Origin of the sequence: Rhodanobacter sp. FW021-MT20 (genome assembly GCF_041107475.1) — a bacterium.
GTDB classification, from domain to species: domain Bacteria; phylum Pseudomonadota; class Gammaproteobacteria; order Xanthomonadales; family Rhodanobacteraceae; genus Rhodanobacter_A; species Rhodanobacter_A glycinis.
Window position 1 is genome coordinate 75,021 of record NZ_JBGBPX010000014.1, and the last position, 13,103, is coordinate 88,123.

Here is a 13,103-nt window from a genome sequence, read left to right on the forward strand (position 1 = left end):
GTCATGGTGATCGATGACTCCAAGACCATCCGCCGCACGGCAGAGACCTTGCTGAAAAAGGAAGGCTGCGACGTGCTTACCGCCGTCGATGGCTTCGAGGCACTGGCGAAGATTTCCGACCAGCGGCCCGTCATCATCTTCGTCGACATCATGATGCCGCGACTCGATGGCTATCAGACCTGCGCGCTGATCAAGAACAACCCGCAGTTTCGAGCCACGCCGGTCATCATGCTGAGCTCGAAGGACGGCCTGTTCGACAAGGCCCGCGGCCGCATCGTCGGTGCCGAGCAATATCTCACCAAGCCGTTCACTCGTGACGAGCTGCTTGGTGCCATCCACCGCCATGTCAGCACGGTTTGAAGCCAGTGACTGCAGCGTCTGAAGGGGGACCTGTGGCCAATATCCTCATCATCGATGACTCACCCACCGACGTTCGCGTGTTCACCACGCTGCTCGAGCGGGCGGGTCATGCCGTCCAGTCCGTGGGTACCGCCGAGGAAGGCATCGAACGCGTGCGCGCCGAACAGCCCGACCTGGTGATCATGGACGTGATCATGCCCGGCATGAACGGTTTCCAGGCCACTCGCACGCTCAGCCGCGACCCGGTCACTGCGAACGTGCCGATCGTGATGATCAGCACCAAGTCGATGGAGACCGATCGCGTCTGGGGCATGCGCCAGGGTGCCAAGGCCTTCATCACCAAGCCGGTGAACGAGAAGGACCTGCTGGCATGCATCAACGATCTGTTGCCGAACGCGGCATGAGGCGATCATGACCAACGCTGCCCACTCTCCGTTCGAGATCCTGGCCCGCTACGAGCGACTGTCGCTGGCGCACGCCTCCGATACGCCGGAAAACCTGGAGGCTCCGGGGCTGTGGCGCGGCATCGGTTACCGCGCGGGCGATCGCACCTTCGTCAGCGCGATCGACGAGATCAACGAACTGCTCGCCGTGCCGGGGCTTACCCCGGTGCCGGGCACGCTGCCGTGGCTGCTTGGCGTGGCCAACGTGCGCGGCAACCTGGTGCCGGTGGTCGACCTGGGGCGGTTCCTGTTCGGTGAGCGCACCACGATGTCCGAGCGCACCCGCTTGCTGGTGGTGCGCCAGGGCGGTGGCAACGTGGCGCTGCTGGTCGACGAGGTCTTCGGCCAGCGCACCGTGGATGCCGAGCAGCGCAGCCATGCCGAGCATGAGGAAGACCCACGCCTGTCGCGCTTCGCGGATGACAAGGTGGCCGTGGGCGAACAGCAATTCACGCTGCTCAGCATGAACAAATTGGTACGTGCCCCGGATTTCCGCCAGGCGGCGGCCTGACGGCGGGCAAAGATCACATGGCCGGTGCCTTCCGTGGCCGGAAAATGAAGGGGCAGCATGGCCCCGGGCCGACGCGGAAGGTCTTGCGTGGCATGTCGTTGTAGACGGGTGAGGTGAAGCACATGAGCACAACAGGGGGCGTCGGCAAGGAGAGGGGGTATACCTTCCTCATTGTCTTGCTGGTCGCGGCGATCGGTTTCGCGGCACTGGATTTCTACTTCCTCAACGTGAAGAACAACGAGGATCGGCAGGCCATTGCGCTGACCACGCAGATCCAGGTGCTTTCGCAGCAGACCGCGAAATACGCCATCGAATCGTCGGGCGGCAATGCCGGCTCGTTCGCCGAGCTGGAAGGTACGCGTGACGCCATCGACTCGGCCGTGCAGCGGCTGGTCAAGGGCGACCCCAAGAGCGGCATGCACCCGTATTCGGACAAGTCGGGCCAGGCGGCCACGGCGGCGGGCCGCGCGGTCGACAAACTGGCCGGGGCATGGAAAAAGCTCGATGGCGACATCGGCAAGATCCTGTCCAACAAGGCCGTGGTGCTCGACTCCAATCAGCGCGCCGACGATCTTTCCAAGCAGTTGCCGTTGCTCAACTCCGAAATGGAGCAGGTGGTCAACATCCTGCAGCAGCGCAAGGGCAGCCCCGACCAGATGCTTGGTACGTCGCGCCAGATGTTGCTGGCTGACCGTATCATTCGTCGCGTGCAGGAGGTGCTGCAGGGCGGCGACTCCGAGCAGGCGGCCGCCGACGGCCTGGCGCGCGACGCGCAGTCCTACGGCGAAGTGCTGAAGGGCCTGCAGGAAGGCAACTCCAGCATCGGCATCAAGGAGATCAAGGACGCCAATGCGCGCAAGATTCTCGATGGCATGCAGGACAGCTGGGGCAAGCTGGGCGACCCGCTGTCCAAGCTGGTTGCCGCAGGCACCAATCTCGCCGAGGTGAAGAGCGCAGGCAACCAGGCTTCGCTGGACTCGCAGAACGTGCTGCTGCGCGCCAATGACCTGGCCGACCAGATCAGCAAGCTGCCAGTGCGCCGGATCTTCCCGAACGTGTGGTGGGGTGTCATCGGTGCCGTGGCCGCGGTGCTCTTCGCACTGCTGCTGGTGATCTCGCTGGTGAGTGATCAGCGCCGCCGTTTCGCCAGCAGTGCCGAGCTGAACCAGCGCAACCAGGAGGCGATCATGCGCCTGCTGGACGAAATGGGTTCGCTGGCCGAAGGCGACCTGACCGTGAAGACCACGGTGTCGGAGGACATCACCGGCGCCATCGCCGACTCGGTGAACTACGCCATCGACGAGCTGCGCACCCTGGTGACCACGATCAACGAGACCTCCGAGCAGGTGTCCTCGTCGGCGCAGGAAACGCAGACCACCGCGCGCCACCTGGCCGACGCGGCACAGCAGCAGGCACAGCGGATCAGCACGGCCACCAGCGCGATCAACCAGATCGCCAGCTCGATGGATAACGTGTCGAAGGATTCCGCCGAGTCGGCCGACGTGGCCGAGCGCTCGGTGAAAATCGCTTCGCACGGTGCCGGCGTGGTGCGCGAGACGATCTCGGGGATGGACTCCATCCGCGACCAGATCCAGGAAACCTCCAAGCGCATCAAGCGACTGGGCGAATCCTCGCAGGAGATCGGCTCGATCGTGGAACTGATCAACGACATTGCCGAGCAGACCAACATCCTCGCCCTGAACGCGGCCATCCAGGCGGCTTCGGCCGGTGAGGCGGGTCGCGGTTTCGCGGTGGTGGCGGACGAAGTGCAGCGACTGGCCGAACGCTCGGCCAGCGCGACCAAGCGAATCGAAACGCTGGTGCAGACCATTCAGTCCGATACCAACGAAGCGGTGAACTCGATGGAACAGACCACCGCCGAGGTGGTCGCCGGTGCACGCAAGGCGGAGGATGCCGGCAGCGCACTGGGTGACATCGAGCGCGTGTCGCACGATCTGTCGTCGCTGATTCAGAACATCTCCACCGCGGCGCGTCAGCAGTCCGCGGCGGCGACCGACATTTCGCAATCGATGAACGCGATTCAGGAAATTACCTCGCAAACCTCGCAGGGCGCGAGCCAGACGGCCGAGTCGATCGGCTACCTGGCCCAGCTGGCGAGCGACCTGCGGCGTTCGGTGGCCCACTTCAAGCTACCGGGCTGATGACAGTCACACGACAGGGGGCAACCTCGACGGTTGCGCGATGCGCTGTTGCGCAACCGCTGTGAGGGGCGCATGAGACTTCAAGACAACATCAATTTCACCACGCTGCAGTGGGTCAAGCCCGAGCTCGACGAGACGCTGGGGGTTGCCCGCCAGGCGCTGGAAGCCTACGTCGACAATCCGGGCGACCGCGACGTCATGCGCTCGTGCGCGGACAGCCTGCACCAGGTGCAGGGCACCCTGCGCATGGTCGAGCTGTATGGCGCGGCGATGGTCGCCGAGGAGATGGAGACGCTTGCCATCTCGCTGCTCGAGGAACATGTCGCCCAGCGCGAGGAAGCGTATGCCGCGCTGATGCGCGGCCTGATGCAGTTGCCCGATTATCTGGAGCGCCTGTCCAGCGGGCACCGTGACGTTCCGGTGGTGCTGCTGCCATTGCTCAACGAACTGCGCGCCAGCCGCGAGCAGGAGGCACTGAGCGAATCGGCGCTGTTCACCCCGAATCTGGATGCGCCGCTGCCGCCACAAGCCCCGGCCGCCAGTAGCGGAGACGCCGCGCAGCATCGTGGCGAGATCGCCGAACTGCGTCTGCGCTTCCAGCAGCAGTTGCTGGCCTGGTTTCGTGGACAGGGCACGCAGCAGCAACTGGCCGGCATGCGCAACACGCTGCACGCCATTGCCGCGCGTTGCGCCACGGTTCCCGGTCGCCGTCTCTGGTGGATCGCCGCAGGCGTGCTCGAAGGCCTCGACCAGGGCGTGCTGAAGAGCCATGCCGCCGAAGTGCGGCAGTTGATCGGCAAGGTCGACCGCAGCATTCGCCAGCTGATCGAACACGGCGAGGAAAGCCTGCGCGACAGCGATGCCGACGACCTGGCCCGCAAGCTGTTGTACATCGTGGCCCAGGCCAAGCAGCGCAGTCCGCAGATGACCTTGCTGGCGCAGACGTATGGCCTCGAAGGCCTGCTGCCCGATGCTGGCGAACTGGAACACGCGCGAGGCTCGATGGCTGGCCACAACCGCGCCTTGCTCGACTCCGTATCGCGCGCGTTGAAGGACGACCTGCTGCGTGTGAAGGATGCGCTCGACCTGTTCCTGCGCCAGCAGGATGCCGATCCGGCACGTCTGGCCGAACAGACCGAAGTGCTCGACCGCGTGGGCGATACGCTCGGCATGCTGGCGCTGGCCGTGCCGCGTCGCGTGGTGACCGAGCAGCGTCGCGTGTTGGCCGATATCGCCAATCGCGTCCGCCCGGCCGACGAGGAGACCCTGCTCGACGTGGCCGGTGCGCTGCTCTACGTCGAAGCCTCGCTGGACGATCACATCGAAAGCCTTGGCGCCGAAGGTGGCCAGGCCGAGGAAGCGCCGGCCACGTTGCTGCCACGCAGCGAAGCCCGGCACATCCTGGCGACCTTGATGCACGAGGCCATCGCCAACACCGGCAAGGTGAAGGACGCCATCGTGGCCTTCGTCGAGTCGGGCTGGCAGCATGTCCAGCTGGCCGATGCCCCCGCCCTGATGGACGAGGTGGCAGGCGCCATGCGCATGTTGTCCTCGCCGCGCCCGGGCCAGATCGCCGAAGGCATCGGCCGTTTCATCGGCAATGAGTTGCTGGCCGACAAGTGCGTGCCAACCAGCGTGCAGATGGACCAGCTGGCCGATGCGCTGGCGGCGCTGGAGTATTACCTCGAAGCCGCGCGCGAGCATCGCGGCGGCCTCGAACACATCCTCGACGTGGCCGAGCATGGTCTCGGCGAGCTGGGTTACTGGCCTCCGCCGGCCGCCCGTGCCGCGAGCGAAGCGGCGGAGGTGGTCCCGGTGGCCGCGCCGGTGACGACGGAACCGGCTCTTTCCGAGACGGTCAGTCTTGCCCACGGGCAGGACTCCAGCGCACTTTTCATCGGCGACAACGACATGCCGCCGGCTGCTGCGCACGATGTCGGCGGCTTGCACCTGGTCGAAACCGAAGCCTTGGCGCCGCCCGCGTCGGCCGGTGACGAGAGTGGCGAAGTCGACGACTGGGTCGAAATCGAGGAAGAGGTCGTCGAGCAGGCACCTGCCGTGGATCCGCTGGCTGCCGATGCCGGCTTCCAGGCGGGTACCGATGGCATCGACGACGAGATCCGCGAGATCTTCCTGGAGGAAATGCAGGAAGAGATCACCAATTTGCAGGCAGGCGAGAAAGCCTGGTTGGCCGATCCCGAACGATTGGCGTCGCTGACGCCGATCCGGCGTTCGTTCCACACCCTCAAGGGTTCCGGTCGCCTGGTCGGCGCCCGCGTGCTGGGCGAGTTCTCTTGGAAGGTGGAGGACATGCTCAACCGCGTGCTGGATGGCAGCATCCAGCCGCACGAAGGCGTGCAGGCACTGGTGCGTCATGCCATCGCCGCATTGCCGCAGTTGCTGACGGCGCTTGAAGGCAACGGCACGCCGGATGCACCGTTCAGCGCGATCATGGAAACCGCCGAGCGCCTGGGCAAGGGCCAGGACACCGCTCGCGTCGAGGAACTCGTGGGCGCGATGCACACCGTGCGCCGCATGGTGAAGCGCCGCGTGCCGCGTGCGCAGATCGCCGCCAACGCCATTCCCGCGGCCAGCCTGGCCGGGGTCGAGGCCGCGCCGGAGCCAGCGTCGGCATCCTCGGCCGACGAGACACTGCCGGGCCCGGTATTGCCGCCGGTGGATCCCGTGTTGCTGGAAATCCTGCGCAGCGAAGTGGCCCAGTACCTGCAGACCATCCGTACGGCCGTGGCCCGTGTCGATGGCGAGCTGGTGGTGGACGATGGCCTGTTGCGTGCGGTGCATACCTTGCACGGCGCCATCGCGATGGTCGACATTCCGTTGCTGACGCGCCTGCTGTCACCGCTGGAAAGCCTGCTCAAGCGTCTGCGTGGCGCGGGTCATCCGCTATCCACCGAGGGCGTGCCCCTGCTCGGCCGCAGCGCCGATGTGGTCGACCAGGTCATGGCGCAGTTCGATGCCGCGCAGCCGCAATTGCCGGATGCCGACGCGTTGACCGCACGTCTCGCCGAATTGCGCGACCAGGAGCCGGAGCCGCAGGTGGCGCACGTGGTGTTCGAGCCACAGGACGATGAGATCGCGGCCGTCGACACGGTGCAGGCCGGGCCGGAAGCGCCGGAATCGCACGAACCGGTGCGAGACGACGAGTCCGATTACGACGATCATGCCGCCGATCTCGAAGCGGCCTTGGCCGGGTTCGATATCGACACCGCCGAGCCGTTGCCGGCATCGCCTGCCGCGCAGTCGAAAGATGCCGATGACGAGGATTTTGCGGCGTTGCTGGCCAGTCTGGACGAAGTGCTGGAGCCTGCGGGCCACGGCGCCGCGTCGACGCCGGCGCTGGAGGCATTCGACGCGCATGCGGGCGAAGGCGAAGCGCACGATGAAGCGACAGCAGATGCGGAAACCCCGGTCGAGGCCCGCGATGTCGAGGCAGCCGATGCCGGCGAGCTGACTGACGCCGCTGCGGAAATTTCCGCACCAGCGGATGAGGCAACGGTGGTCGACGAATCCGCCGTGGCGGCGGAGGTGCCCTCCGCGCCGGACGAGATCGCCGCGGAAGCCGAGCCATCCGAAGCCGTGCATCACGGCATCCACGAGCCCGTGGTTGCCGCCGCCGAAACCGTCGATTCCGATGCGGCGAAGCCTGTCGAGGAAGTGGCATCCGAGCCTGAGCCGGTCGACGATGTCGCCGACGTGGCCTCGGACATCACGGAGCCGTCCGCAACGACCGCTCCGACGGAGGCCGAACACGAGCACGCGCCGGTCGAACCCGCCGCGGTTCCGGCCGAGCCGTCTGCCGTGCCGGCCGCTCCGGTCGTGACCGCCCGGGTCGTGGTACCGGCGGAAACCGGTCCGGAGATCAGCTTTGGCGAAATCGATCCCGATCTGCTGGAAGTGTTCGGCGAGGAAGCGCACGAGATCCTCGATCAGTCCGATGCGGTGCTGGCACAGTGGCGCGTCGAGCCCGACGAGTCCGCCCACGTGGCGAGCCTGCTGCGCGACCTGCACACGCTCAAGGGTGGTGCGCGAATCTCTGGCCTGGCACCGGTCGGCGATCTGGCACACGCCATCGAAACCGTGCTCGAGCATCCGCCCGAAGCGGGTTCCCCGCAGGTACCGCTGCTGATTGCCACGCTTGAGGTTGCGTTCGACCGGCTGCATGACCTGGTTCAGCGCGTGACCCACGGTCATCCGATCGTCTATCCGCAGGCGATGATCGATCACCTGCTGGCCTGGACCGGCAAGGCGCCGGTCGCCACGGAAGCCGGCGAAGCGACCGGCTCGGCGGCTCATGCTGCGCCGGCGGCGGAACTGCCTTCGTTGCTGCCCGACGAAAGCGCGCCCGAAGAGTTCTTCCCCGGCACGCAGCAGGAACAGATCCGCGTTCGCGCGGAACTGCTCGACAACCTGGTGAACCATGCCGGCGAGGTGGCCATCTACCGCTCGCGCCTGGAACAGCAGGTGTCCGGTTACCGTTTCAACCTGGTCGAACTGGACCAGACCGTGCAGCGTCTGCGCAGTCAGCTGCGCATGCTGGAAATCGAAACCGAGGCGCAGATCATCGCGCGTTACCAGCACGAGCATCGCGAGGCCGGCATGGCCACGTTCGACCCGCTCGAGCTGGATCGTTTCTCGCAGTTGCAGCAGTACTCGCGTGCGCTGGCCGAGTCGGTATCCGACTTGGTGTCCATCCAGAGCATGCTCGATGAACTGACCCGTCAGGCCGAAACGCTGCTGATTCAGCAGTCGCGCGTGAGTTCGGAGCTGCAGGAAGGCTTGCTGCGCACGCGCATGCTGCCGTTCGACACGATGGTGCCGAATCTTCGTCGTACCTTGCGCCAGGCCGCGCAGGAGCAGGGCAAGAGTGCCCAGCTCCACGTCGAAGGCGCCCACGGCGAAATGGACCGCAACCTGCTCGATCGCATCAAGGCGCCGTTCGAGCACATGCTGCGCAACGCGGTGGCCCACGGCATCGAGTCACCCGACGAGCGTCGCAAGGCGGGCAAATCGGCGGAAGGTGCGGTCCGCATCCGCGTGGCGCGCGAAGCCACCGAGGTAGTGGTGCGCGTGAGCGACGATGGTCGTGGCCTCGATCGCGAAGCGATCCGCCAGCGCGCGGTCGAGCGTGGCCTGCTCTCCGCAGATGCCAAGCCCGGTGACGAACAGTTGCTGGGCCTGATCACGCAGACCGGCTTCTCCACCGTCGACAAGGTGACCCAGTTGGCCGGTCGCGGCGTGGGCATGGACGTGGTGGCCAACGAGATCAAGCAGCTCGGCGGTTCGCTGGCGATCGATTCGCAGCAGGGCAAGGGCACGACCTTCGTGTTGCGCCTGCCGTTCACGCTGGCGGTGACCCAGGCCATCCTGGTGCGCATCGGCGAGTCCAACTTCGCCATCCCGATGACCTCGGTGCAGGGTGTGGCGCGGATCAACCCGGACGAGCTGGTCCGGCGCATGGCCGGGCACGATCCCTCCTTCGAGTACAACAACGAGGAATACGGCATCCACGACCTGGCCGAATTGCTGGGCCAGCCGGTGCCGCACTTCGGCGACGAGGAACAGCTGCCGCTGCTGCTGACCCGTTCGGGCGACCTGCGTGCGGCGATTCGCATCGACGAGGTGATCGGTTCGCGCGAAATCGTGGTCAAGTCGGTCGGTCCGCAGGTCAGCTCGGTACCGGGCATCCTTGGTGCCACCATCATGGGCGACGGTTCGGTGCTGGTCATTCTCGACCTGGCGCCGCTGGTTCGCCATGGCATCGGCCGTCGCGAACAGCGTCTTGCCGAAGGCCTCGACGTGGTGCAGATGCCGGCCATCGAGGATGTCCGCGCACTGCCGCTGGTGATGGTGGTGGATGACTCGATCACCATGCGCAAGGTCACCGGTCGCGTGCTGGAACGCCACGAGTACGAGGTGGTCACTGCGAAGGACGGCGTCGACGCACTGGAGAAGCTGGCCGAACGCGTGCCCGACCTGATGCTGCTCGATATCGAGATGCCGCGGATGGACGGCTACGAGCTGGCCACTCACATGAAGGCCGATCCGCGCCTGCGCCAGGTGCCGATCATCATGATCACCTCGCGTACTGGCGAAAAGCATCGCCAGCGCGCCTTCGACATCGGCGTCGAACGTTATCTCGGCAAGCCGTACCAGGAAGCGGAACTGCTCGCGCAAATCGGCGAAATGATGGAACAACGGGCCATGGAGGCCGGTCAATGAACGATTCAACCCGTACTGCCGTCGCCCTGTTGTTCGATGATGCCGAGCTGGGCGGCCAACTACGGGCTGCGCTGAGCGAACGCGGCGCGCGCATCGTGCACGAGGGGACGCTGGCCGATCTCGATCATGCGCGCCTGCTCGACGCAGGCGCCAGCGTGGTGGTGGTCAACCTCGATGACGAGGCCGATGACGAGGCGCTCGACCGGCTCTACGGCATGCTCGATGGTGACCGGCCGCGGGTGGTTTTCAACGATGCCCAGGCCAGTCGGGGTCTCGACGGCTGGGACCGCGCACGCTGGGCGCGGCATCTCGCGGTCAAGGTCATGGCCGAGGGGGATATCGATCCGCCGCGTCCCGAACATGCGCGCCAGGTGGATATCCAGACCATGGGGACGGAGGCCGTGGCCTCCGAAGCGGCGGCGGTTCCCGCTGCCGACTCCGCGGTTGAGGTGATGCCACCGCCGATCGCGGCGGAAGCTGTCGAATCGTCGCCGGCTGCTGCCGAATCGGTGGCCGAGGCGGTCGCCATGCCGCCGCCGTTGCCGTCGCCGGCCGCGGTCTCCGACGACACGGAGTCGCAGCATACGGTCGCCGAGTCGGAAACCCTGGCAGCCGAGCTCGAAGCCTTGCTCGCTGCCGATGAACAGCAGGATTCCGAGTCGGCCGATACCGGTGCCGACAACGCGTTTGATGCGGATGCGACATTGCCACCGCTTTATGACGGCGACTTTTCCGCGCCGTTGGCTGACCATGGCGATGCGCAGCCGGTCGTTTCCGATGCCGCTTCCGATCAGGCGGTAGCGGCCGGGCCGGAGCTGGCTTTCGCCGATGCCTCCGAGTCACCGGCCGGGCACGCCGAGGCGAAGCCGGCGGCGCCGACATTCGATCTCGACCATCTTTCGCTGCTGGCGAATGACGACGATGCGCCGCCGTTGGCCTCGGCATCGAAGCATGCCGACGTGACCGCTCCGGCGGCTCCGGCGTGGGATTTGCTGGACCAGGATGCGGCGGTCACTACCGCGCCCGAAGCCGAGGCCCCGGTCCGTCATGACGCCTCCGATTTCGGCATCGAAAAGGTCAGTGCGGCCGATTTCCTGGCACCCGATGCAGACGAGGGCCTGGAGGTTTCGCCGATGGAGCCGGGCCTCAGCCTGGAGCTGCTCTCCATCGAGGAAGCCATCGCGCCGCAACACTACGAGCCGAATGAATTCATGCTGGATGACCTGGGCAGTGCACTGAGCCGCCTGGTCGTGCTCGGTGCCACCACCGAAGGCACCGAATCGGTGTGCCGCTTCCTGTCCGCATTGCCGGCCGGATTGCGCGTCACCGTGCTGCATACCCAGCACCTGGCCGGCAAACCGGCGGATGGGCTGGTGGAATACCTCGCGCAGCATTGTGCGTTGCCGGTGCGGCTGGTGGAGCCCGGCTTGCGCGCGCGGATCGGCGAAGTGCTGGTGGTGCCGTCCGACCAGCAAGTGCGCCTGTTGCGCGACGGCAGCATCGAATTGCAGCCGATCGGCGGGGCGTCCACTTCGGCGCCGTCGATCGACGTGAGTTTCACCATGGCGGCCAGCGTATTCGGCCGCGATGCGGTGGCCATCGTGTTCGCCGGCAGTTCCACCGATGCGGTAGGCGGCTGTCAGGCCATTCATGACCGCGGCGGCAAGGTCTGGGTGGAAGCCTCGTCCGGTGAGCATTTCGCCGACATGGTCAGCGGCGTCATGGCCGAGCACCTGTCGCAATTTTCCGGTACGCCGCACGAGCTGGCGGTGCACCTGGTCGAAGAGTTCCAGATGGAAGGTCGGCAATGAGCGAACAAGAACTGCCGCGCGAAATCCGCTGCGTGCTGGTCCCGGTGGGCAACCTGCGTCTGTTGCTGCCCAATGCCACCGTGGCCGAAGTGATCACGATGCCCACGCCCGAGACGGTCGAGGGCGCGCCGGACTGGTTGCTGGGCCGTATCGCCTGGCGCGGCTGGCGCGTGCCGCTGGTGGCCTTCACCAGGCTTGCCGGTGCGAAGGAAGGCGATGCCGATCTGGCCGTGCGCGTGGCCGTGCTCAAGGCGTTGGGCGGCAACTCGCGCATGCCGTTCGTGGCCGTGGTCACCCAGGGCTTCCCGCGACTGACCACGCTGAATGCCGAGCTGATCATCCCCACCCATGACGGCAATGCCTTGCCGCCGGGCGTCAAGGCCCAGGTGCTGGTGCGCGACGACGTGGCGGTGATCCCGGATCTGGAAGGCATCGAGGCCGAACTGGCCCGCTTGCTGGATCTGGATGAAGAAGCCGGCGCTGCCTGAAGCCGATCCGGCGGCGGGTGACTGTTGCCGTCCTTTGCACGATCAGGCTCGTGGGTGTGTGGTCCTGGCGCATCCGTTTTTCGGTGAGTGGCGGATCGGGTTCTAGATGTCCCCGTGCAAGGCCTGCAGCGCCGCCAGAGCGGCGAGGCCGGCGGTTTCCGTGCGCAGGATACGCGGCCCCAGCCGCAAGCCGGCGAAGCCGGCATCGACCAGGGCCGCGACATCGCGTTCGCTCAGGCCGCCTTCCGGCCCCACCACCAGCAAGCCACCGGCGTCGCCGAAGTCCAGCGCGCGCGCCTGTTGCGTGCCTTCCGGCAGCAGCGCCAGGCGCAGGGCCTCGTCACCGCGAAGGTTGTCCAGCCACGCCTGCAGGGGCGTGGCGGCAGTGATTTCAGGCAGGCGGGCGCGTCCGCTTTGCTCGCAGGCACTGGCCGCCACGGCGCGCCAGTGCGTCAGCCGCTTTTCGGCGCGGGCGGCATCCAGCTTTACCTCGGAGCGCTCGGTCAGCAGCGGCACGATCCGGCTCACGCCCAGCTCGGTGGCCTTCTGCACGATCAAGTCCATCTTCTCGCCGCGCGCCACGCCTTGCGCGAGGGTCAGACGCAGTGGCGACTCGTTGTCGATGCGGCGACCTTGCTCCACGCGCAGGGAAACCTCGCGCTTGCCAACGGCGAGAATGACTGCGTCATAGTCATGGCCGTCGCCGTTGAACACGGTGAGCGGGGCGCCTGCCGTCATGCGCAACACGCGCGCGACGTGTTCGGCGGCCTGGGCGGGAAGGCTCAATTCGCAGCCAATGGCCAGTGGCTGTTCGACGTGGATGCGGATGGTGCGCATGACATGGGACGCTGAAACGGCTTGCCAGCATAACGCTCCTGGCCATGGCCGGAACAGCGGTAGTGCTTGGGACGGCTCGATCCGGGCATCCGCGTGAGCGGACATTGGTCGATCCCGCGCCGGATGGCGGTTCTCGTCGGTTCCGCGGCTGAACGCACACTGCCGCCAGCGTTGGAGAGGGCGACGGTTTTCCCGGGCACCCTTTATCATCTGTCACGTGACCGGTCGCCTGCGTGCGACAAACCCCGCGA

8 protein-coding genes are annotated in these 13,103 nt (G+C 66.4%); 7 read left to right on the top strand and 1 reads right to left on the bottom strand.

What is annotated here, in order from left to right:
• Positions 1-3: 3 nt before the first annotated feature.
• The 7 genes from pilG to AB7849_RS14465 all read left to right on the top strand — a co-directional run bounded on the left by pilG (position 4) and on the right by AB7849_RS14465 (position 12,015).
• The gene (pilG, locus tag AB7849_RS14435; protein ID WP_008212680.1) at positions 4-360 is read left to right on the top strand and encodes a twitching motility response regulator PilG; all 357 of its coding nucleotides are present in this window, start codon (positions 4-6) and stop codon (positions 358-360) included.
• 32 nt (positions 361-392) lie between these two features.
• Complete coding sequence (locus AB7849_RS14440) at positions 393-764, top strand: response regulator (RefSeq protein WP_008212682.1); 372 nt, start codon at positions 393-395, stop codon at positions 762-764.
• A 7-nt stretch (positions 765-771) separates the two neighbouring features.
• The gene (locus AB7849_RS14445) at positions 772-1,314 is read left to right on the top strand and encodes a chemotaxis protein CheW (RefSeq protein ID WP_008212684.1); all 543 of its coding nucleotides are present in this window, start codon (positions 772-774) and stop codon (positions 1,312-1,314) included.
• Between the two features lie 122 nt (positions 1,315-1,436).
• Positions 1,437-3,476: a methyl-accepting chemotaxis protein gene (locus AB7849_RS14450; RefSeq protein WP_092705030.1), complete on the top strand. Its 2,040-nt coding sequence runs from the start codon at positions 1,437-1,439 to the stop codon at positions 3,474-3,476.
• A gap of 72 nt (positions 3,477-3,548) precedes the next feature.
• A complete protein-coding gene (locus tag AB7849_RS14455; protein WP_369501208.1) occupies positions 3,549-9,716 on the top strand; it encodes an Hpt domain-containing protein in 6,168 nt (2,055 codons plus the stop codon).
• The gene (locus AB7849_RS14460) at positions 9,713-11,527 is read left to right on the top strand and encodes a chemotaxis protein CheB (protein ID WP_369501209.1); all 1,815 of its coding nucleotides are present in this window, start codon (positions 9,713-9,715) and stop codon (positions 11,525-11,527) included. Before AB7849_RS14455 ends, AB7849_RS14460 begins: the two co-directional genes overlap by 4 nt.
• A complete protein-coding gene (locus AB7849_RS14465) occupies positions 11,524-12,015 on the top strand; it encodes a chemotaxis protein CheW (RefSeq protein ID WP_008211322.1) in 492 nt (163 codons plus the stop codon). Before AB7849_RS14460 ends, AB7849_RS14465 begins: the two co-directional genes overlap by 4 nt.
• Positions 12,016-12,117: 102 nt before the next feature.
• Here the strand turns inward: AB7849_RS14465 and AB7849_RS14470 are convergent, their stop codons facing one another.
• Complete coding sequence (locus AB7849_RS14470; protein WP_008211324.1) at positions 12,118-12,852, bottom strand: 16S rRNA (uracil(1498)-N(3))-methyltransferase; 735 nt, start codon at positions 12,850-12,852, stop codon at positions 12,118-12,120.
• Positions 12,853-13,103 lie beyond the last annotated feature (251 nt).

Bases quoted from the DNA above. Each gene is read 5' to 3' on its own strand.
- pilG (WP_008212680.1), top strand. From the start codon at position 4: ATGGTGATCGATGACTCCAAGACCATCCGCCGCACGGCAGAGACCTTG.
- AB7849_RS14470 (WP_008211324.1), bottom strand. From the start codon at position 12,852: ATGCGCACCATCCGCATCCACGTCGAACAGCCACTGGCCATTGGCTGC.
- AB7849_RS14445 (WP_008212684.1), top strand. From the start codon at position 772: ATGACCAACGCTGCCCACTCTCCGTTCGAGATCCTGGCCCGCTACGAG.
- AB7849_RS14460 (WP_369501209.1), top strand. From the start codon at position 9,713: ATGAACGATTCAACCCGTACTGCCGTCGCCCTGTTGTTCGATGATGCC.
- AB7849_RS14450 (WP_092705030.1), top strand. From the start codon at position 1,437: ATGAGCACAACAGGGGGCGTCGGCAAGGAGAGGGGGTATACCTTCCTC.
- AB7849_RS14465 (WP_008211322.1), top strand. From the start codon at position 11,524: ATGAGCGAACAAGAACTGCCGCGCGAAATCCGCTGCGTGCTGGTCCCG.
- AB7849_RS14455 (WP_369501208.1), top strand. From the start codon at position 3,549: ATGAGACTTCAAGACAACATCAATTTCACCACGCTGCAGTGGGTCAAG.